General features: G+C 49.4%; 23 protein-coding genes. 21 read left to right on the top strand and 2 right to left on the bottom strand.

The window, feature by feature from the left end; genetic code table 11:
* The 14 genes from E1963_RS06350 to E1963_RS06290 all read left to right on the top strand — a co-directional run bounded on the left by E1963_RS06350 (position 1) and on the right by E1963_RS06290 (position 10584).
* Positions 1-963 (top strand): DUF2953 domain-containing protein, encoded by a 963-nt coding sequence (locus tag E1963_RS06350; protein ID WP_132276389.1) that lies wholly within the window; start codon positions 1-3, stop codon positions 961-963.
* A gap of 22 nt (positions 964-985) precedes the next feature.
* A complete protein-coding gene (locus tag E1963_RS06345; protein WP_117771337.1) occupies positions 986-1393 on the top strand; it encodes a GerW family sporulation protein in 408 nt (135 codons plus the stop codon).
* A gap of 60 nt (positions 1394-1453) precedes the next feature.
* A complete protein-coding gene (locus E1963_RS19620) occupies positions 1454-1597 on the top strand; it encodes a hypothetical protein (protein ID WP_167482128.1) in 144 nt (47 codons plus the stop codon).
* Between the two features lie 90 nt (positions 1598-1687).
* Positions 1688-2104, top strand: coding sequence for a zinc ribbon domain-containing protein (locus E1963_RS06340; RefSeq protein ID WP_167482127.1), 417 nt, complete (start codon positions 1688-1690; stop codon positions 2102-2104).
* On the top strand, positions 2083-2514 hold the full coding sequence (locus E1963_RS06335) for a DUF2752 domain-containing protein (protein WP_207669402.1): 432 nt from the start codon (positions 2083-2085) through the stop codon (positions 2512-2514). Before E1963_RS06340 ends, E1963_RS06335 begins: the two co-directional genes overlap by 22 nt.
* Before the next feature lie 5 nt (positions 2515-2519).
* On the top strand, positions 2520-3785 hold the full coding sequence (locus tag E1963_RS06330) for a DUF4234 domain-containing protein (protein WP_132276385.1): 1266 nt from the start codon (positions 2520-2522) through the stop codon (positions 3783-3785).
* 108 nt (positions 3786-3893) lie between these two features.
* Complete coding sequence (gene rpmB, locus E1963_RS06325; protein ID WP_082912795.1) at positions 3894-4082, top strand: 50S ribosomal protein L28; 189 nt, start codon at positions 3894-3896, stop codon at positions 4080-4082.
* 128 nt (positions 4083-4210) lie between these two features.
* The gene (locus E1963_RS06320; RefSeq protein WP_066576459.1) at positions 4211-4570 is read left to right on the top strand and encodes an Asp23/Gls24 family envelope stress response protein; all 360 of its coding nucleotides are present in this window, start codon (positions 4211-4213) and stop codon (positions 4568-4570) included.
* Between the two features lie 19 nt (positions 4571-4589).
* Positions 4590-6260 carry a DAK2 domain-containing protein gene (locus E1963_RS06315; protein ID WP_132276383.1) on the top strand — a complete coding sequence of 557 codons (1671 nt, stop codon included), beginning with the start codon at positions 4590-4592 and terminating at the stop codon, positions 6258-6260.
* A gap of 82 nt (positions 6261-6342) precedes the next feature.
* Positions 6343-8373, top strand: a complete 2031-nt coding sequence (gene recG / locus E1963_RS06310; RefSeq protein WP_132276381.1) for an ATP-dependent DNA helicase RecG — start codon at positions 6343-6345, stop codon at positions 8371-8373.
* A gap of 100 nt (positions 8374-8473) precedes the next feature.
* Positions 8474-8680, top strand: coding sequence for an alpha/beta-type small acid-soluble spore protein (locus E1963_RS06305; protein WP_040434586.1), 207 nt, complete (start codon positions 8474-8476; stop codon positions 8678-8680).
* 216 nt (positions 8681-8896) lie between these two features.
* Positions 8897-9466 (top strand): 16S rRNA (guanine(966)-N(2))-methyltransferase RsmD, encoded by a 570-nt coding sequence (rsmD, locus tag E1963_RS06300; protein ID WP_132276379.1) that lies wholly within the window; start codon positions 8897-8899, stop codon positions 9464-9466.
* Entirely contained in the window at positions 9460-9948 is a 489-nt protein-coding gene (coaD, locus tag E1963_RS06295) for a pantetheine-phosphate adenylyltransferase (RefSeq protein ID WP_066576449.1), read from the top strand. The genes rsmD and coaD overlap by 7 nt, the downstream gene beginning before the upstream one ends.
* A gap of 3 nt (positions 9949-9951) precedes the next feature.
* Positions 9952-10584 (top strand): ATPase, encoded by a 633-nt coding sequence (locus tag E1963_RS06290; RefSeq protein WP_066576445.1) that lies wholly within the window; start codon positions 9952-9954, stop codon positions 10582-10584.
* Here the strand turns inward: E1963_RS06290 and E1963_RS06285 are convergent.
* On the bottom strand, positions 10576-11505 hold the full coding sequence (locus E1963_RS06285) for a transporter (RefSeq protein WP_132276377.1): 930 nt from the start codon (positions 11503-11505) through the stop codon (positions 10576-10578). The two genes, E1963_RS06290 and E1963_RS06285, sit on opposite strands and share 9 nt — an antisense overlap.
* 121 nt (positions 11506-11626) lie before the next feature.
* Here E1963_RS06285 and E1963_RS06280 point away from each other — a divergent pair, with 121 nt between their 5' ends.
* Positions 11627-13075, top strand: a complete 1449-nt coding sequence (locus E1963_RS06280; protein ID WP_132276375.1) for an aminoacyl-histidine dipeptidase — start codon at positions 11627-11629, stop codon at positions 13073-13075.
* 33 nt (positions 13076-13108) lie between these two features.
* On the opposite strand, the gene E1963_RS06275 is transcribed toward E1963_RS06280, so the two are convergent.
* Positions 13109-13645 carry a CD3072 family TudS-related putative desulfidase gene (locus E1963_RS06275; protein WP_132276373.1) on the bottom strand — a complete coding sequence of 179 codons (537 nt, stop codon included), beginning with the start codon at positions 13643-13645 and terminating at the stop codon, positions 13109-13111.
* A gap of 189 nt (positions 13646-13834) precedes the next feature.
* Between E1963_RS06275 and E1963_RS06270 the strand changes: the two genes are divergently transcribed.
* The 6 genes from E1963_RS06270 to E1963_RS06245 all read left to right on the top strand — a co-directional run bounded on the left by E1963_RS06270 (position 13835) and on the right by E1963_RS06245 (position 19981).
* A complete protein-coding gene (locus E1963_RS06270; RefSeq protein ID WP_132276371.1) occupies positions 13835-14413 on the top strand; it encodes a CD3073 family putative ECF transporter S component in 579 nt (192 codons plus the stop codon).
* 91 nt (positions 14414-14504) lie between these two features.
* A complete protein-coding gene (locus tag E1963_RS06265; RefSeq protein WP_132276369.1) occupies positions 14505-15218 on the top strand; it encodes a M23 family metallopeptidase in 714 nt (237 codons plus the stop codon).
* 81 nt (positions 15219-15299) lie between these two features.
* Complete coding sequence (locus tag E1963_RS06260) at positions 15300-16682, top strand: RsmF rRNA methyltransferase first C-terminal domain-containing protein (RefSeq protein WP_132276367.1); 1383 nt, start codon at positions 15300-15302, stop codon at positions 16680-16682.
* Complete coding sequence (locus tag E1963_RS06255; protein WP_201272002.1) at positions 16682-17410, top strand: pseudouridine synthase; 729 nt, start codon at positions 16682-16684, stop codon at positions 17408-17410. Before E1963_RS06260 ends, E1963_RS06255 begins: the two co-directional genes overlap by 1 nt.
* A complete protein-coding gene (locus E1963_RS06250; RefSeq protein WP_201272005.1) occupies positions 17403-18074 on the top strand; it encodes an HAD family hydrolase in 672 nt (223 codons plus the stop codon). Before E1963_RS06255 ends, E1963_RS06250 begins: the two co-directional genes overlap by 8 nt.
* Positions 18071-19981 (top strand): YgiQ family radical SAM protein, encoded by a 1911-nt coding sequence (locus tag E1963_RS06245; RefSeq protein WP_132276361.1) that lies wholly within the window; start codon positions 18071-18073, stop codon positions 19979-19981. Before E1963_RS06250 ends, E1963_RS06245 begins: the two co-directional genes overlap by 4 nt.

The following is a 19981-nucleotide window of genomic DNA, read 5'->3' as shown; positions in this document are numbered from 1 at the left end:
ATGCTACATATTATACTGCTTATCTTGAAGATCATAGGAATCATAATAGCCGCGATACTGGGGATACTTGTATTGTTGGTTTGCATTGTGCTTTTCGTGCCATTCAGATACCGCATCGAGGCGGCTTCAGGAGGGACATCCGACAGTATTCAGGCAGATATGACATGTACGTGGCTTATGCACCTTGTCAAATTCACGGCCTCGTACCGCGGTAATAAGTTTGACTGGAATCTGCGCGTATTCTTTAAGAAGATGGCAGGAGAAGAGCAGGCGGATGCTGACGATATTAATAAGTTTGAAGGGGAAGTGGAAACAGATGAAACGGAATACGAAGAGTTATTGGAAGAGACGGAAGAAACAGATGGATACGGTGCTAAAGAGCATCCGGGCCTTCAAAAAGAAGATGAAAAAGAACCCGGATTACCTGAGAGAGCTGAAACGGAGCGGGAAGAAACTGCAGAAGATGTTCAAGAAGAAAAGGCCGGTTCTGGCAAGAAGCGTGGGAAATTTGAAAATATCTATGAAAAATGCAGGCAGACATTCCGTAAGATAAAATGTACAATTCAAAGATTATGTGATAAAATAAAGGCGTTATCAGAGAAAAAGGAAAAGCTCAGCGCGTTTATACTGGATGACATCCATAAGACGGCATTTGCCAGAGTGAAAAGAGAAGCATTCCGTCTTCTGAGACGGCTGAAGCCGAAGACGGTTCAAGCAAAGATACACTATGGATTTGAAGATCCGTACAGAACCGGACAAGTTCTGGCGGGTCTTGGCATCCTGTATCCTTTCATGTGGAAGGATACGGAGATCGTTCCGGATTTTGAGCAGAAGATACTGGAAGGCACGCTGCTCGTCAAAGGCAAAGTGCGTGTACTGCATTTTGTAATGCTGTTATGGAGGCTGTTCTGGTGCAGGGAGGTCCGCGCCACGTATAAGCACATTAGAAGTTTTGAATTATAGTATTGTTGAGGAGGAAACGGACATGGCTGAAAATAATTTTAAAGGAACGGTAGAAGCGCTATTCCACGGAATGGACGGGGTAGTCTCGTCAAAAACGGTGGTAGGCGATGCGATTCACATAGGGGACACGATTATCCTGCCTCTTGTTGACGTATCGTTTGCGGTGGGAGCCGGGGCTTTTAACGGTGACAGGAAAGAAAGAGGGGCCGGCGGAATCGGCGGGAAGATGACACCATGTGCGGTGCTCGTCATTCAGAATGGACATACGAAGCTTGTCAACATCAAGAACCAGGATACGATGACAAAGATACTGGATATGATTCCTGACGTCATAGATAAGTTTGGATCAAAAGGGGAAGATAAGATGACGGAAAAGGATGTGGAAGATATACTGGATGAAGCCGGGGACGCTGAGGATATTGCCGGCTAACAGTCGCGTTTCCTGAGAGCGTGCATATAATATAGTGAGAATTGGTGCAGAGGTATGTGAATGAAACGAGTAGTGGGATTCGCCCTGCTGTGTCTGGCAGTAGGTATGATATTTACAATACTTGTCAGGCATCCGTTGATAGAGTTGATATGTGCCATAATATGTGCGCTGGTGGGGTATGAACTGTTTTGTGGCAAAGAATAGCGTCTTAGAGAGTGCGGCGATGCTGTCATGGCAGAAACTGCACTTTTTACGTTTGATGATGCACATAAGAATGAACAGGAGGTAATGCAGATGACGAAATGTGTAAAATGTGGCAGCGAGCTGCGGGAAGGCTCTGTGTTCTGTACATACTGCGGGGCAAAAGCGGGCAGCATGCCGGAAGCGGGAAAGGCAGGAGTACAGACAGAGGAAGCCGTGGCGTGCAAGGACGGGCTGGAAGGCTTGTTCAGCGGAATCCGGGCGTATGTAAAAAACGAGACGGATAAGCAGCAGAAAGAACTGGCCGAAAAGGAAGCGCGCATACATACGCTGGAACAGGAACGGAAGGAACAGGAAGCGCTCATAGCGCGGCTCAGGGAAGAACTTAAGAATAGAGCGGACAAGGATACGGATGCCCCTGCCCCTGTCAAAAATGAGTGCCCGAAGTGCGGGAATGCATTGTCGGAGGATATGGTATTCTGCAACCAGTGCGGGACGAAAGTACGGTAGTGATGAAGAGAAAGGTTATTGTCCGCCACATCGTGATTATCAGCGGGTTGCTTGTGCTCCTCCTTTTTGTCTGGAGATGTCCGCTGGAATATCTGTTTGGCATTCCCTGTCCGTGCTGTGGGATGACGAGGGCGTTCAAGAGCATGGCGAGCCTTGACTTCAGGGCTTCCTTTTCTTATCATCCGCTCTTTCTGCCGACCGGATTCGCCATCTGGTATATCCTTCACAAGGATGTGCTGCCAGACCGGTTCAGGATGGGGAAGAAGACGGCCAGGGCATTGGGAGGCCTGCTTCTTCTCCTGCTGCTGGCAGTATATGTATACCGCATCGCTTTCCAGCCGGACGGTATCATTAAGATAGACCTGGATGACGGACTGATTTTTAAAATAATGAGAGAAATACGAGGGTAAAACATATGATAAAGCAAAGAAGTCTGGCTACATATATTATTTTGACATTTTTGACATGTGGCATATACAGCATTTTCTTCTGGTATTCCTATACGGAAGATGTGAATGCGATGTGCCGGGGGGACGGGGAAGAGAGCATGAATTATATACTGGTGCTTCTTCTGTCCGTAATCACGTGCGGCATATATGGGCTGTTCTGGTTCTATAAGCAGGCCAACCGTCTCAGAAAGGCAGGACCGAGATATGGAGTGGCGGTAATGGAAGGGGGAGGAGAATTCCTGATGTGGTACCTCGTCGGATGCCTGGTCTGCTTCGTCGGCAGTTTCCTCTCATTCAACGTGCTTATCAAGAATGCCAATCTTATCGCAGATGCATATAACCGTCAGAACGGCGGGCCGACACCTCCTCCGTACGGCGGGACAGACCATAAGGAAACGTCATACGGCACGGCTGCGGGCGCGACGGATAACAAGAAAGAAGATAGGACTGGCTGCTTCTGTGCCAGATGCGGGGAGAGGATGTATGTGACGGACCGGTTCTGTCCACAGTGCGGGGCAAGGAATGAACGCGCGGCCGATGCCGGCTATGCCGGGTCGCAGGCCAATTCCGGCCATTCGGAGAACGCTGGCAACAGCCAGGGGTTCCGGCAGGCAGGGGCCGGTGCCGACATATTGGGCTCCTTGTCCGGCGGGCGGCTGACCGCTATCGTGTCGGCTGTGGCTGCAGGTCTGCTCGTGATAGACAGATTATGGAGCGGCGTTGGATTTTTCAGCATGTTCTCCATGATAGAATATATGCTGCCGGCGCTGTGCATCGCTGTGTTTGGCGTATTATGCTTTCTGGACAGGCGGGCATACAGGCAGTACGAGATCGTTCCTCTGATTCCCTATTTTGGCCTGCTGTTCCTGTCCGGCATACGTGTGTCCGGAATCACGCCGTATACGAGCTATTCCTGGATATGGGATTATTATTCGGCATTTGACAATTTCTGCTCTGTCATACTGGCGCTCGCGGCATTGGCCGCGGTTGGCTGCCTTGTCGTGGAACTTGCGGGAAAGCGGTACGATATCGTACTTCTCGTCGCGGTCTTAATCATATTCGGCCTTACGCTGCTGACGGGAGTGGTAACCTTGCTTACCCAGTTCCGATACTGGGGATTCCCCGGAATCTACAGCTTCTTCACGCTGTTTGCCTCGGTCGTGAGCCTGCTCCCGGTGCTGCTGTACGTGCTGCAGCGCAATCCGCAGATGCTGGATAAGTTGAAAAAATAATATGCAGAAAATCAAAATAAGTACTTGCTTTTCTTGTATACATCTGGTAAAATAATCAGTGTTGCGAGTTCGGAAAAGGACTTATTATGAGCGTTAGGAGGTGCAGTCATGGCAAAATGTGCTATTTGTGAAAAGGGTGCTCACTTTGGAAACAACGTAAGCCACTCTCATAGAAAATCACCAAAGATGTGGAAATCAAACGTGAAATCAGTTCGTGTTAAAACAGCAAACGGAGCTACAAAGAAAATGTATGTTTGTACTTCTTGTTTGAAATCAGGCAGAGTTGAACGTGCGTAATGAAAGTTAAAACTCAGATTTCTTATGGAATCTGGGTTTTTTATTTGTAAAATAAGGGAATTAATAGTATAATATTTTTGTTAAGCTCGTGTATTACATTTTCAATTTATGAATTGGAGGTTTTTAATATGAAGGGATGTATGAGTACGGATCTTGGTATCATCACAATTGATCCTGAAGTGCTTGCAAAGTATGCAGGGACTGTGGCTGTAGAGTGTTTTGGAATCGTGGGGATGGCCGCTGTCAATATGAAGGATGGCTTTGTGCATCTTCTGAAGAAGGAAAGCCTGACACACGGTATCCAGGTGAGCATATCAGAAGATAACCATATTACGCTCAGCTTCCATATTGTTGTCGCTTATGGCGTGAGTATTTCGGCCGTGACGGAAAATCTCATCAGCAATGTAAAGTACAAGGTGGAAGAGTTTTCCGGAATGCCGGTAGATACGATCAATATCTACATTGAAGGCGTCAGAGTCATCGATTAGTTAAGGAGGAACATAAGAAGTGGCTACAAAAACTATTAATGTGGATATGCTTGCCAGGATGTTTCTGGCTGGAGCACAGAATATTGGGGCGAAGAAAGAATATATCAATGAACTGAACGTATTTCCGGTACCGGACGGAGACACCGGGACGAACATGTCCCTGACGATCATGTCTGCGGCGAGAGAAGTGACCGCACTTGAACAGCCGGATATGGCAGATCTTGCAAAGGCTATTTCTTCCGGCTCCCTGCGTGGGGCGAGAGGGAATTCGGGTGTCATCCTGTCACAGCTTCTGCGCGGGTTTACCAAATCTATCCGTGAAGAGAAAGAAATAGACGCGCTCGGACTTGCCGCGGCATGCGCGAGGGCGAGAGATACGGCATATAAGGCGGTCATGAAGCCAAAAGAGGGGACCATCCTTACGGTCGCAAGCGGTATCGCGGACAAGGCGGCAGAGATGGCGGAAGAGACCGACGATCTGGAAATCTTTATACCCGCAGTGATAAGGCATGCGGAAGAGGTGCTGGAGAAGACGCCGGATATGCTTCCTGTGCTGAAGGAGGCTGGCGTGGTGGATTCCGGCGGACAAGGCCTTCTGGAGGTTATCAGAGGCGCTTATGACGCATTCCAGGGCAAAGAGATCGACTACAGCGCTATCGAACCCGGCAAGGTGACCGTGGCTGCGCCGAAGGTATCACAGGATGCGGAAGATATCAAATTCGGCTACTGTACGGAGTTTATCATACTGACGGAAAAAGAGTTTTCCGAAGAGGATGAGGACGGGTTCAAAGCGTATCTGTCTTCCATCGGTGATTCTATCGTCTGCGTGGCTGACGATGACGTCGTCAAGGTCCATGTGCACACGAACGACCCGGGACTGGCGATACAGCGCGCCCTGACCTATGGACAGCTCTCCCGGATGAAGATAGACAATATGAGGGAGGAGCATCAGGAGAAGCTGATCCGGGATGCCGAGAATCTTGCAAAGCAGCAGAAGGAAGAGGCGTCGAAAAAGAATGCCGCGCCCAGGAAGCCGATGGGCTTCATCGCAGTCTCTATCGGTGAGGGACTGAACGAAATCTTCAGGGAGCTTGGCGTCGATTATATAATAGAAGGCGGACAGACGATGAATCCGAGCACGGAGGATATGCTCAATGCCATCGAACAGGTGAACGCGGATACGGTATTCATACTGCCGAACAACAAAAATATCGTTCTTGCCGCGAACCAGGCGAAAGCGCTCGTAGAGGATAAAGACATCGTGGTGATACCGACGAAGACGGTTCCTCAGGGGATTACCGCGGTAATCAACTTTATGCCTGAAGCAGACGCTGCCGCCAATGAGGAGACGATGCTGGAGGAGATCAAGAACGTCAAATCAGGGCAGGTGACGTATGCCGTACGTGATACCCGCATTGATGACAAGGAGATTCATGAAGGGGACATCATGGGAATCGGAGACAGCGGAATCCTGGCGGTAGGCCAGGAAGTGGAAGCGACGACCCGTGAGATGCTTGTCAAGCTTGTAGATGACGACTCTGAACTGATCAGCCTCTACTATGGCGAGGAAGTGAAGAGAGAAGATGCAGAACGGTTTACCGAAGAGATAGAGGAATTATATCCAGATGTAGATGTGGATGCACACTTCGGCGGGCAGCCGATATATTATTACGTGCTGGCTGTAGAATAAGACAGAGGAAGAGGGGACAGACGCCCTGTGCATGCAGAGGTCTGTCTCTTTTTTGTCTTAAAGCATAGTAAGGATTGCAATTATGGTTGAATTGACAAAAATAAGCGAATTAAAAGGAATAGGTGAAAAGACGGAGAAGCTGTTTGGAAGGATTGGCATTTCTACGGTGGGAGATCTGATACGCTACTATCCCCGGGGATATGACGTCTATGATGAGCCGATTCCGATCAGCGAGGCTTCAGAAGGGCGTGTCGTGACGGTGACAGGGGCGATATTTGGCAGGGTGCAGGTATCCGGCAGCCGGAATATGCAGGTTACGACGATCTACGTCAAGGATATCACCGGGACGCTGAAGGTCATCTGGTTCCGCATGCCGTTCCTGCGTAATACGCTCGGAAGAGGCGGAGTCATTACGCTGAGGGGCAGGATTGTCAACCGGAAAAGCGGCAACGTCATGGAGCATCCTGAAATCTTCTACCCGAGCGCCAGGTATGAAGAAAAGCTCCACACGCTGCAGCCGGTCTACGGGCTGACGGCAGGGCTGTCCAATAACAGCGTCATGAAGGCGGTACGGCAGGCGCTTATGGACCTTGATCTCTCTAAAGAGACGCTGCCGGATGAGATCAGGCTGAGCTATGGACTTGCCGAGTACAACTATGCCATACGTGGGATTCATTTCCCTGAAGATAAAGAAGTGTTCTATCATGCGAGGGAAAGGCTCGTATTTGAAGAGTTCCTGGAATTTATCTTATCGCTGCGAAAGCTGAAAGACAGTAACGAAAAAGAGCAGAACCATTATCCGGTCAGGAAAGCGCCCGGGACGGAGGCATTTCTCTCACAGCTTCCCTATGAGCTGACGGGTGCGCAGAAGAAGGTGGCGGATGAGATCGCGGCAGATATGGCAGGTAGCACGGCCATGTCGCGTCTCGTGCAGGGAGACGTGGGTTCCGGCAAGACTATCGTGGCAGTCCTGGCATTGATGGATACGGCATCTGCCGGCTTCCAGGGAGCGCTTATGGCACCGACGGAGGTGCTTGCCAGGCAGCACTATGAATCCATCACCAAATTATTTGCCCGGTACGGCGCCGCGATAAGCGTGGAGCTTCTCACCGGATCTATGACCGCGAAAGAGAAGCGTGCGGCATATGGGCGGATAGAGAGCGGCGAAGTCCAGATTATCGTCGGAACGCATGCATTGATCCAGGAAAAGGTGAACTATAAGAATCTGGCACTGGTCGTGACGGATGAACAGCACAGGTTCGGGGTCAGGCAGCGGGAGGCATTCGCCCGGAAGGGCGGCGTGCCGCATATCCTTGTCATGAGCGCCACGCCGATACCGAGGACGCTTGCCATCATCTTATATGGGGATCTGGATATATCCGTGATAGATGAACTGCCTGCGAACAGGCTGCCGATCAAGAACTGCGTCGTAGACACCGGCTACCGTAAGACGGCGTATGCATTCATGAAGAAGCAGGTGCAGGATGGGAGGCAGTGTTATGTCATCTGTCCGATGGTAGAGGAGAGCGAACATCTTGAGGTGGAGAATGTCCTGGATTATGCTCAGATGCTGCAGGATGAGCTTGGGGAAGATGTGTCCGTTTCCTGTCTCCACGGTAAGATGAAGCAGGCGGAAAAAGATGACATCATGGAGCGGTTCGGCAGAAACGAGATCCAGGTTCTCGTTTCTACGACTGTCATCGAAGTCGGCATCGACGTGCCGAACGCTACTGTCATGCTCGTGGAAAATGCCGAACGTTTCGGCCTGGCACAGCTCCATCAGCTGCGCGGGCGTGTCGGGCGTGGGAAGCACCAGTCTTACTGTATCTTTATGAGCGCTTCCAAATCCAAGGAGACGAAGGAACGCCTCGAAATACTGAACAAGTCAAATGACGGGTTTAAGATTGCCAGTGAGGACCTGAGGCTGCGCGGTCCGGGAGACCTGTTCGGCATACGACAGAGCGGCCTGATGGACTTCAGGCTTGGGGACGTATACCAGGACGCGAAGCTGCTGCAGAAGGCAAATGAAGCGGCAGACCTGCTTTTGGATTCAAAAAATGAATGGATGAAAAAAATGCCAAAATATGAAGGAACTTCTAGTGTAATAATATAAATCCTCCATATACTATCGTTGTAACAAAAAACAAAAAAGTTACAAACAATTATCGAGCATCCAAATGCTCGATAAGATACGAAAAAGGAGGAGTATAACAATGGCAAGTCGTTCATCTAACAGAGCAGCCGTACCTGAAGCAAAGGGTGCATTGGACAAATTCAAATATGAGGTTGCAAACGAATTAGGAGTACCGTTAACAGAGGGTTACAACGGAGACCTGACATCAAGACAGAATGGTTCTGTTGGTGGTTATATGGTTAAGAAAATGATCGAGCAGCAAGAAAAACAGATGGCTGGTAAATAACAACCAGATTAAATGATTAGAAAAAGCACTTGACAGGTTGAAATAACACCTGTCGGGTGCTTTTTTCTTTGGGGACAGGGATATTTTAATTGGGGACGGGGGAAATTCAAATTTCCCCCGTCCCCAATTAAAATATCCCTGTCCCCAATTGACTTTTTTCTGACGAATCTTTATAATAGACTGGAAATGTTATAATGAACATAAGGGGTAATATATATGAGAGTCATTGCAGGCAGTGCCAAACGGTTACAACTTAAGACGCTCGACGGTATGGATACGAGACCTACGACGGACCGGATTAAGGAGACGTTATTTAATATGATCTCTCCCTATCTGTATGACTGCATCTTTCTCGATCTGTTTGCAGGAAGCGGGGGGATTGGGATCGAGGCGCTCAGCAGGGGCGCGATGGAGGCTGTATTCGTGGAGAAGAATCCGAATGCCATGGCGTGCGTCAAGGAGAACCTGATGAGGACGAGGCTTGCCCATAAGGCGGCTACGATGTCTGCGGACGTGATGACGGCGCTTTATAAGCTGGAAGGTGACAAGCAGTTTGATTTTATCTTTATGGATCCTCCTTACGGCAAGCTGCTTGAAAAAAAGGTGCTCGGGTATCTTTCGGAATCGGAGCTGCTCGCGGATGAAGGTGTGATCATAGTGGAGGCTTCCAGGGAGACGGAATTTGATTATCTGGAAGATTTTGGATTTACGCTTCTTAAGACGAAAGAATATAAGATGAACAAGCATGTATTCATAGAACCGGCAGGAAGGAAAGAGATATGCTAAGAGCAGTTTATCCGGGCAGTTTTGATCCGGTTACATACGGACATCTCGATATCATCGAACGATCTGCAAAACTGGTGGACGAATTAATCATCGGAGTCCTGAACAATAAAGCAAAAACCCCGTTGTTTTCCGCAGAAGAACGTGTTAGAATGTTAAAAGGAGTAACAAAAGGAATGCCAAACGTAACCATCGTTCCATTCGATGGCTTGCTGGTGGAATTTGCACGCAGAATGGAGGCTACGATGGTAGTCCGCGGTTTGCGTGCCATAACTGATTTTGAATATGAGCTTCAGATGTCCCAGACGAACCATAAGCTGGAGCCGGAGATAGAGACCGTCTTTCTGACGACGGGCCTCGATTATTCATATTTGAGTTCTACCACCGTAAAGGAAGTGGCAGCTTTTGGAGGGGATATCTCTCAGTTTGTGCCGGATCTGGTGGCGGACACGATGCGAGAGAAAATGAACAGAAGGAGAGTGTAAATTATGAGCAGCCGTATTGAACAGATTATTGAAGAAATTGAAGAATACATTGACAGCTGCAAGTTCCAGCCGCTGTCAACGTCCAAGATCATAGTCAATAAAGACCAGATGGACGAGCTTCTGCGTGAACTCCGCATGAAGACGCCGGATGAGATTAAGCGGTATCAGAAGATTATCGCGAACAAGGATGCGATTCTTGCCGATGCACAGGCGAAGGCGGACAGCATGATCGAGGAAGCGCAGATACACACGAACGAGCTTGTCAGCGAGCATGAGATTATGCAGCAGGCATATGCGCAGGCGAATGAGATTGTCACTGCAGCCACGGAACAGGCGCAGGAGATCCTGGACAACGCCACGAGCGATGCCAATGATATCCGTATCGGTGCGATGCAGTATACAGACGATCTGCTTGCGAACGCGGAGAGCATCATCGGACATACGTTGGACAGCTACACGACAAAATATGACGGGCTTGTCAATTCCCTGCAGGAATGTTATGACATGGTACGCAACAACCGTTCCGAACTGGACATCCCGGAACAGTCCGCACGGACGCTGGAAGCAGAGTATGGCGCTCCGGAAGAGCCGGTGGAAGAGCTCCAGATAGAGGATGATGAGGATTTGCTACAGTAGAACGATATATCCACAGGCCAACAGGCTGGTTACCCCCGCGGTAATCAGCTTTTCTATTATGTAAGGAAATATAGGGAGCCCGGCTTCCTGTACCATGCACCGTGTCTGGGCCACAGAGCACCATCCTCCGAAGGAGGTAAGCCCCATAGTGAGGATGAAGCACAGTCCGGGGTCGGAACAGCTCTGGCACAGCATAGGGATGCCGTTCGTGATTTCCAGCGACGGCAGGGCGGCAAGTGTAAGTGCCCGACGATGGAACGGAATCAGTTCCGCCAGTGCTATAAGGACGGAAAAAAGCATGATATAGCCGCCCACCTTGGTAATCGTCACAAAACCGTTCATGATGCTGTCATCCACGACACCCGCGGAAGATGCTTTTGGAGAAGGGACATGAAAGCCCTGGCCGTCAGAATGTCCGCTTATGTGGTAATGGCGTCTGAACAGGTAGCTGCAGATACATGGGGAGACCGTGAGTATGAGGATGGCAGGCAGGGTGAGCGATTCCTCTTTCAGATTCTGCCAGATCACATAGCTTACGATGAACATCGGGCTCGTATTGTTGCAGAAGGAGAGGAGGTATCGTCCTTCTTCTCTGGATATGTAACCGCCCTTCAACAGATCTGCCGTCACTTTGCTTCCCATCGGGTACCCACACATGAACCCGGTAAGCACTGCATAAGAACCATATCCGGAGACCCGGAAGAGACGGCAGAAAAGGGGACCTGTAACACGGGCAATGAGGGAGGCGGCATTCGTTCCAATCAGCAGGTTGGACAGGATGATAAAGGGAAGCAGCGTGGGAAGGACTATGTTGAACCAGAGGAGAATCCCTGCACTTGCACCTTTGAACACAGGCTTTGGAAACACGAGCATCAGACCGAACATACCTATAATCAGAACTTTAAAAAATCGACGTTTCATGTGTGCTGATATCCATTCAAGAATCTTTCTTTTTATTGTATGGATACGGTTGATTTTTTATGATGACTGTGACAGAATGTAAGATAGAAATAAAAGTCTAATGAAGAGAGGTTAAAGAAATATGGCAGTATTAGATCAGCTGGAACCAAAGAAAGTATTTCAATTTTTTGAAGAGCTGTGCCAGATTCCGCACGGCACTTTTGACACGAAGCACATCAGCGACCACTGTACAGCGTTTGCCAGGGAGCGTGGGCTTGAAGTCTTACAGGACGATGCAAACAACGTAATCATCAGAAAACCGGGTACGGATGGATATGAAGACAGCGAGCCTGTCATCCTTCAGGGGCATTTGGATATGGTGTGTGAGAAAAGGCCGGAATCTTCCCACGATTTTGCAAGGGAAGGGCTTGAACTGTATGTAGAGGACGGATACGTCAGGGCAAACGATACCACATTAGGTGGGGACGATGGTATCGCCGTGGCGATGATGATGGCTATTCTGGACAGTACCGATATACCACATCCTCCCATTGAAGCAGTATTTACTACAGATGAAGAAGTAGGCATGGGTGGGGCCATGGCTATCGACTTGTCCGTACTGAAGGGGAGGAAGCTGATCAACATCGATTCGGAAGAAGAAGGGATACTGACGACAGGATGTGCCGGCGGATTCCGTTATGAGACGGTCATTCCGATCCACAGGGAAAAGAAGACAGGTACAGTCATTACACTCAAGATCCACGGCCTCCAGGGCGGACACTCCGGGATTGAGATACATAAGCAGCGCGGCAATGCACACAAAATGATGGGACGACTTCTGAATCGAATCGGACAGACGATAGAGATAGCTCTGGCAGAGATAAACGGAGGCTCCAAAGACAACGTGATCGCCATGGAATCAACCGCGGAAATCCTCGTGGCAGATAAAGATGCAGCTGCAGTAATGGCTTTGGCAGAAGAGATGAAAGCCGTTTGGGACAATGAGTTTATGGGAGATGAGCCGGGTCTTGCGGTGGAGGCGGATGCATCCGCCGATTCTACGGTAGACGTATGTGATAAGGCCAGCACGGATCGTGTCATATCCTATCTTGTCATGTGCCCGTTCGGCGTCCAGGGATACAGCAGAAAGCTAAAAGGCCTAGTAGAGACGTCGATGAACATCGGCATTTTAGAGACGGCGGCCGGCCACGTTAAGACGGTATATCTGGCAAGAAGCTCTGTGGAAAGCAAAAAGCAGGAGATGAAGGAGCTTCTGGCAACATGTGCAAAAGCTGCAGGGGGCGAAGGGAAGAGCTTTAACGAATACCCTGCATGGCAGTTCAATCCAGATTCGGACCTCCGACACATCATGGAGGATGTATATGAGGACATGTTTGGAAAAGCGCCGGAAGTGACAACCGTACATGCGGGGCTGGAATGCGGCCTTTTCCTCGGCAAGAAGCCGAATCTCGACTGCGTATCGGTCGGCCCGGATATCATGGACGTGCACTCCTTCAACGAGCATCTCGGCATAGAGTCTACGGCCCGCACCTGGAAATATCTGCAGGCAGTGCTCGCAAAGTGCAAATAAACAGGAACAGGCGTTATGTGAATGGGTGGCCGTTTAACGGCCGGCCATAAACGTGTCAATAGAATAGAATCTGACGCAGAGATGCTTCTCGTGAAGCATCTCTTTTAATATGCGCATAAAAATGCCAGGCTTATTGACTTTCCTCAGACTATCGAGAATTGCAGGAATAGCGGCTCCGCTGCCAAATTCTCCGCCCCATTCCCCGTCATATGTGTGGTTCACGCCGCAGCTGGGACTCCCATCGATACCGATGATGCCGAGGATTTCATATCTGTCAGGATATGCAGCGTATTCTTCAAGCTGCATCACTATCGGTTCCAGCATGCGGCGGGCTTCCTTGCGGAAATGTGTAGTGTCAAACTGGGAGGCGGCATGTCCCCAACGGCGGCTGCCATAAAGCAGAAGCTCCGGACATGGAAGCTGTATCATTTCATATTCTTCAGAAAGGACATGCAGCAGGAAATTTCTTTTGGCTGCACGCTCTGCGGCCATTTCTTCCTTATCCTGGTTCCTGAGCTTTGCGGCATCATTCAAAAAGCAGTGGCTGACGACTATAATTTTCTGTATCATAATTAAATTCCTTTCACCGTCTGTATGTATAAAACTGACTATATTATAGCATTGAAGCAGAGAAACGGTATATAGAATAATTCAATATACGGCCGCTGCTTATCAAAATATCCGATTTGGATCAGACATGCAGCCATGCTAGTATTAAATGCGAGAATACTAATTTCACTTATGAGGATGGAGGACAATATGAACAGAGAGATTTCAAGCACAACAAGACTTATGATGTGCGGCCTGGCAATCGCGATTAATATCGTACTTGGCATAGTCATGGCCGCAATCAAATTCCCGGTGTACCTGGATACAATCGGAACGATATTCATCGCCGTCTATTTCGGGCCATGGTACGGCGCTGCCGTCGGAGGCCTGACCAACTTCCTGACAGCACTTCTATACGGCATGACCGATATGCCGTTCATGCTTGTCAATATAGCGATTGGACTCGTTATCGGCTTTCTCTTCCGTAAAATTAAGTTTACATTCCTAAATGTTCTGATAGCCGGAATCATTGTAGGAATCGTGGCACCTGTCATCGGTACACCGATAGGAATCGCCGTGTACGGAGGCTTGACAGGTACCGTTTCAGATGTAGCGGTCATATGGCTGAAGCAGAGCGGGGCAAGCATCTTTACGGCATCTTTTCTTCCCAAGCTTGCCAATAATCTGATTGACAAGATCGGGTCATGCTTCATCATATTTCTGCTTGTAAAAGCAATGCCGGGAACGCTGAAGCCTGAGTGCTGGATCAGGAAAAGGGCAGAAGCGTAAAACAGTATACGGAAGGCGTCAGGAGGCGGCCCCAAAGAATTTGTCTTGGGACAGCCTCTTTTTTCATATATTAAAATAAAAAGGATATTTTATGAAACGTTTGAGACCTGGCAAGATGCTTCTGGTCCTGTTTATCACAGCGCTGTCTACCGTCCTTCTTACCGGACATATATATAACCGTGCGGTCATCAACAGGATGCGGAAAGAGACGATAGCGAACCTGGAATACCGCACTGATTTTTATTCTGACGCTATGCGCAGGGATAAAGATAAGCTTTCCAAAGGATGCAGAAAGCTGCTTGAAAATGTGGAAAACGAAGCGAGTTATTTCCCGATTCCCGAATCCACTGTGGATAAGTCGTTGACCGTGTCCTTTGTAGACACATGGATGGCAGAGAGGAAATATAACGGAACGAGCGGTCACGAAGGTACAGATATCATGGCCGTAAAGAATGAAAGAGGACTCTATCCGGTGCTCAGCATGACGGACGGAACTGTTACGAACCTTGGATGGCTGGAAAAAGGCGGTTACCGCGTCGGAATCACCTCGGATAGTGGTACATATTATTACTACGCACATCTCGACTCTTATGGCAACATACAGAAAGGCGACAAGGTAAAGGCGGGGCAGTTCATCGGATATATGGGAGATTCCGGATATGGTGAGGAAGGCACGACAGGACAGTTTGATGTGCACCTGCATTTTGGAATCTATTCTTATGAGACGGGCGAGGAGATCAGCGTCAATCCATACTATGTCCTTCTGTCTTTGGAAAAGAAGAAATTAAAATATTCATATTCCTAGAGTTATGACATCGGATATGTTATACTAAACTATGTATGTACAGATAGTTTGAATTGTAACTACATATGGAGGAATTAAGACATGAACTTGCCTTGTGCATTTGAAGATAAGATGAAGGGAATGCTTGGAGACGAGTATCCTGCCTATATAGCATGCTACGATGAGCCAAGATACTATGGACTTCGCGTCAACACGAATAAAATTACGGTAGAAGAATTTATAAGGATATGTCCGTTTGACATCACGCCTATCCCGTGGATTCCAAATGGATTCTACTATGACGGAGAAGCAGTGTCCCCGTCAAGGCACCCATACTACTTTGCGGGACTGTATTACCTGCAGGAACCAAGTGCGATGACGCCGGCCAGCCGGCTTCCCGTAGAGCAGGGGGACAAGGTGCTGGATTTGTGTGCCGCGCCCGGAGGAAAAGCGACAGAACTTGGCGCAAAGCTTATGGATACCGGTGTGCTTGCCGCCAACGATATCAGCAGTTCAAGAGCGAAAGGCCTGTTGAAGAACATGGAAGTCTTTGGAATCGGAAATATGCTTATACTGAGCGAAGAGCCTGGCAAGCTGTCAGGATACTTTGCGGAGTATTTTGACAAGATACTCATCGATGCACCTTGTTCCGGGGAAGGCATGTTCCGTAAAGACAAAAAAATGGTTAAAGCTTGGGAAGAGCACGGTCCGGAATATTTCAGCAGCATCCAGAAAAGCATCATCGTCCAGGCTGCCGATATGCTGAAACCAGGAGGGCTGCTGCTGTATTCTACCTGTACGTTTGACGGACGAGAGAATGAACAGACGGTGGCATATCTGCTGAAGAACCGTCCGGAATTCAAGATCGTGGATATGGAGCAGTATGAAGGGTTTCGTCCCGGATGCCCGGAACTGACGGAGGCGAAAGATCCCGCAATAGCAAAAACCGTTCGTATCTTTCCACATCATATGAAAGGAGAGGGGCATTACCTTGCACTCCTCAGAAAGGACGGAGGCATTCGCGGAGAGGACTGCTCCGTGCCCTTTAAGAGAAGCCGTATAAAACTGCCTGCAGAACTGGAAGCGTTCATGGAGAAAGTATCGTGGGAGCTGGATCTGACCCGGATTGACATAAGAGGAGAACGAATCTATTATATGCCGGAGGGGCTTCCTGACCTGCGAGGCATCCGCTTTTTGAGGACGGGCCTGCTTATGGGCGAACTTAAGAAAAATCGCTTCGAACCAAGCCAGGCACTGGCCATGTACATGAAAAAAGGAGACTATGAGGATACTATAGATTTTTCAGCAAAGGATGAGCGGGTTTACAGATATCTGAAAGGGGAGACGCTTGATGCAGGTGATATGGTGTCCGGCAGAAGCAAAGGCTGGCATCTCATCTGCGTGGATGGCTATCCGCTCGGGTGGGGCAAGCTCTCGGGAGGCGTGCTGAAGAATAAGTATCTTCCCGGATGGAGGATGTGCTGATGATAAGGCTTGATAAATACCTGGCGGATATGGGCATCGGAACACGGCAGGAAGCGAAGAAGCATATCCGGAAGGGGAAGGTTACGGTAGATGGAGCTGTCGTCAGATCTCCGGAATATAAAGTGGACGAGGATAGCGCGGTATGCTGTGATGGCAGTCGGATCCGTTATGAAGCTTTTGAATACTATATGCTGAACAAGCCGGCCGGCGTCGTGTCTGCAACCGAGGACCAAAGTGAAAAGACGGTCATTGACCTGATAAAAGGAAAGAGAAGGAAGGACCTTTTTCCGGTCGGCCGACTTGATAAAGACACAGAAGGGCTGCTGCTTATCACGAATGACGGGGCGCTTGCCCACCGTCTGCTTTCACCGAAGAAACATGTAGATAAGGTGTATTATGTCCGGGTCAAAGGAGAAGTTACAGAAGAAGATGTGCGTGCCATGGCAGAAGGCATCGATATCGGGAACTCTGCTTCGGAAGAATGGACAAAGCCGGCTGTCCTGGATATCATATCCAGTGGACGAAAGTCGGCTGTACGGCTTACCATACAGGAGGGGAAATACCATCAGGTAAAGCGCATGTTCCTGGCAAGAGGGAAAGAAGTCACCTATCTGAAGCGGGAACGGATGGGTGCCCTCGTCCTCGATGAATCATTGCAGCCGGGAGAGTACCGCAGACTTACAGAAGAGGAGCTGAGAGATATACATGATACAGACAGGCATGCTTGAAGATATGGAGGCAATCATATTCGATATGGACGGGACGCTTCTGGATTCTATGTGGATATGGCCATCCGTGGATGATGATTACCTCCGCAAGTATCATCTGGATAAGCCGGATAACTTTCATGAGATGATGGAAGGGAAGAGCTACGTCGAAGTGGCACGGCTTTTTCTGGATATCTTCCCGGGTCTCGATCAGACGCTGGATGAAGTTATGGATGAATGGATGGAGATGACATATGACAGGTATATCCATTCTGTAGATATGAAGGAAGGGGCCCATGAATTTATTCTGGACATGCGCGCCCAGGGGATGAAAATCGGTATTGCCACCAGCAACTCCAATGTGCTGGCAGATGCAGCGCTTAATGCCCTTTCTATCCGCCCGCTGTTCGATTCTGTGCATAGTGCATGCGAGGTGGAAAAGGGAAAGCCTTCACCGGATGTGTACCTGCTCGTGGCAGAAGAGATGCATGTCCCGCCGCAGCGCTGCCTCGTCTTTGAAGATGTGCCGATGGGCATACTGGCAGGCAAACGGGCTGGAATGAAGGTGTGCGGGGTGGATGATGATTATTCCAGACCCCAGGAAGCGAGAAAAAAAGAGCTGGCCGACTATTACATACAGAGCTACTATGACATCAGCAAAGGAACTTATGAGGTATTGACATGAGAAAAGGATTCTTACCAATCTGCAGGCTGGATATGGAGGAGAGGGGATGGGAGCGGCCGGACTTTGTCTATGTGTCCGGAGACGCTTACGTGGACCATCCGTCTTTTGGCCACGCAATCATAACGCGGACGCTTGAGGCTTACGGATATAAGGTGGCTATCATACCGCAGCCGGACTGGAAAGATAAGGACAGCATCACGGAATTTGGAGAACCGAGACTGGGCTTTCTCGTGTCCTCCGGCAATATGGATTCTATGGTTAACCACTACTCGGTGTCAAAAAAGAGGAGGAAGACGGATGCATTCACGCCAGGCGGGGTGATGGGCAGACGTCCGGACTATGCCACTGCCGTATATTGTAATCTTATCCGGCAGGTGTACAAGAAGACGCCGGTTATCATAGGGGGAATCGAAGCGAGCCTGAGAAGGCTTGCCCATTACGATTACTGGTCTGATAAGCTGAAGCGTTCCGTACTGCTGGATTCCGGAGCAGACCTCATCTCATACGGCATGGGAGAGCTCTCTGTCATAGAGATAGCAGAAGCGCTCGATGCCGGAATAGATGTCAAAGATATTACCTATATTCCAGGTACGGTGTGCAAGGTCAGAGATCTGGATCGCGTGTACGATGCGGTAATCCTTCCATCCTTTGAAGAGCTGAAGCAAGACAGGCTCAATTATGCCAGGAGCTTCTATACGCAGTATTGCAATACCGACCCCTATTCAGGCAGACGGCTTGTGGAGCCTTATGGAGAGCACCTGTATGTCGTGCAGAATCCTCCGTCCAGGCCACTGTCCACGCCGGAGATGGACCGCGTATACAGCTATCCCTATATGAGGACCTACCATCCAGTCTATGAAAAAGACGGAGGAGTACCCGCTATATCGGAAGTCAGATTCAGCCTGGTGAGCAACCGGGGGTGCTTCGGGGGCTGCAATTTCTGCGCGCTGACGTTCCATCAGGGAAGGATAATGCAAGTCCGAAGCCATGAGTCGCTTCTGGCAGAGGCAGGCCGGTTCATATGGGAAGAGGATTTTAAAGGATATATACATGATGTGGGCGGACCTACGGCAAACTTCCGCCATCCTTCCTGCAGCAAACAGCTCGAATCCGGCGTATGCAAGGAGCGGCAGTGCCTGTTTCCGAAGCCGTGCGGCAACCTGAACGTGGACCATAAGGACTATACCGTACTGCTTGGGAAGCTGAGGGAACTGCCGGGGGTTAAGAAGGTGTTCATCCGCTCCGGCATCCGTTTCGATTATGTAATGGCTGATAAGGACGACACCTTTTTCAGGGAACTGTGCCGGCACCATGTCAGCGGGCAGCTTAAGGTAGCTCCGGAACATGTGGCGGACGCGGTGCTGACAAGGATGGGAAAGCCGGAGAACAGCGTGTACCAGGCATTCGTCAGGAAATATAAAAAGATAAACGAAGAGATAGGTAAAGAGCAGTACCTCGTCCCGTATCTCATGTCCTCCCACCCCGGTTCCACGATGAAAGAGGCCGTGGAGCTGGCGGAATACCTGAGGGATCAAGGATATATGCCGGAACAGGTGCAGGATTTCTATCCGACGCCGTCTACCATAGCCACATGCATGTATTATACCGGGGTGGATCCGAGAGATATGAAACCGGTATATGTACCGAAGAATCCACACGAGAAGGCGATGCAGCGGGCTTTGATCCAATACCGGAACCCGAAGAACTACGGTCTCGTCCTTGAGGCGCTTAAGACAGCGGGCCGCATGGATCTGGTAGGGTTCGACAGACGCTGCCTTATAAGGCCGCGCCATCCGGACAGAAGGAAATCCTTTCCGTCAGAGGGCGGACAGAAAAGGCAGGATAACAGGACGCCGAAAAAGAAAAAGACCATTCGTAATGTCCACAAGAAAAAGAAAACAGGATAG

It is taken from the genome of Extibacter muris (assembly GCF_004345005.1).
In the GTDB taxonomy this organism is placed as follows: domain Bacteria; phylum Bacillota; class Clostridia; order Lachnospirales; family Lachnospiraceae; genus Extibacter; species Extibacter muris.
The sequence above is the reverse complement of the archived record's forward strand: the minus strand, read 5'-3'. Positions and strand labels throughout refer to the sequence as shown.

Excerpts from the sequence above, each read along its gene's own strand:
- E1963_RS06350 (WP_132276389.1), top strand. The coding sequence starts at position 1 with ATGCTACATATTATACTGCTTATCTTGAAGATCATAGGAATCATAATA.
- E1963_RS06345 (WP_117771337.1), top strand. The coding sequence starts at position 986 with ATGGCTGAAAATAATTTTAAAGGAACGGTAGAAGCGCTATTCCACGGA.
- E1963_RS19620 (WP_167482128.1), top strand. The coding sequence starts at position 1,454 with ATGAAACGAGTAGTGGGATTCGCCCTGCTGTGTCTGGCAGTAGGTATG.
- E1963_RS06340 (WP_167482127.1), top strand. The coding sequence starts at position 1,688 with ATGACGAAATGTGTAAAATGTGGCAGCGAGCTGCGGGAAGGCTCTGTG.
- E1963_RS06330 (WP_132276385.1), top strand. The coding sequence starts at position 2,520 with ATGATAAAGCAAAGAAGTCTGGCTACATATATTATTTTGACATTTTTG.
- rpmB (WP_082912795.1), top strand. The coding sequence starts at position 3,894 with ATGGCAAAATGTGCTATTTGTGAAAAGGGTGCTCACTTTGGAAACAAC.
- E1963_RS06320 (WP_066576459.1), top strand. The coding sequence starts at position 4,211 with ATGAAGGGATGTATGAGTACGGATCTTGGTATCATCACAATTGATCCT.
- recG (WP_132276381.1), top strand. The coding sequence starts at position 6,343 with ATGGTTGAATTGACAAAAATAAGCGAATTAAAAGGAATAGGTGAAAAG.
- E1963_RS06305 (WP_040434586.1), top strand. The coding sequence starts at position 8,474 with ATGGCAAGTCGTTCATCTAACAGAGCAGCCGTACCTGAAGCAAAGGGT.
- rsmD (WP_132276379.1), top strand. The coding sequence starts at position 8,897 with ATGAGAGTCATTGCAGGCAGTGCCAAACGGTTACAACTTAAGACGCTC.
- coaD (WP_066576449.1), top strand. The coding sequence starts at position 9,460 with ATGCTAAGAGCAGTTTATCCGGGCAGTTTTGATCCGGTTACATACGGA.
- E1963_RS06290 (WP_066576445.1), top strand. The coding sequence starts at position 9,952 with ATGAGCAGCCGTATTGAACAGATTATTGAAGAAATTGAAGAATACATT.
- E1963_RS06285 (WP_132276377.1), bottom strand. The coding sequence starts at position 11,505 with ATGAAACGTCGATTTTTTAAAGTTCTGATTATAGGTATGTTCGGTCTG.
- E1963_RS06280 (WP_132276375.1), top strand. The coding sequence starts at position 11,627 with ATGGCAGTATTAGATCAGCTGGAACCAAAGAAAGTATTTCAATTTTTT.
- E1963_RS06275 (WP_132276373.1), bottom strand. The coding sequence starts at position 13,645 with ATGATACAGAAAATTATAGTCGTCAGCCACTGCTTTTTGAATGATGCC.
- E1963_RS06270 (WP_132276371.1), top strand. The coding sequence starts at position 13,835 with ATGAACAGAGAGATTTCAAGCACAACAAGACTTATGATGTGCGGCCTG.
- E1963_RS06265 (WP_132276369.1), top strand. The coding sequence starts at position 14,505 with ATGAAACGTTTGAGACCTGGCAAGATGCTTCTGGTCCTGTTTATCACA.
- E1963_RS06260 (WP_132276367.1), top strand. The coding sequence starts at position 15,300 with ATGAACTTGCCTTGTGCATTTGAAGATAAGATGAAGGGAATGCTTGGA.
- E1963_RS06255 (WP_201272002.1), top strand. The coding sequence starts at position 16,682 with ATGATAAGGCTTGATAAATACCTGGCGGATATGGGCATCGGAACACGG.
- E1963_RS06250 (WP_201272005.1), top strand. The coding sequence starts at position 17,403 with ATGCTTGAAGATATGGAGGCAATCATATTCGATATGGACGGGACGCTT.
- E1963_RS06245 (WP_132276361.1), top strand. The coding sequence starts at position 18,071 with ATGAGAAAAGGATTCTTACCAATCTGCAGGCTGGATATGGAGGAGAGG.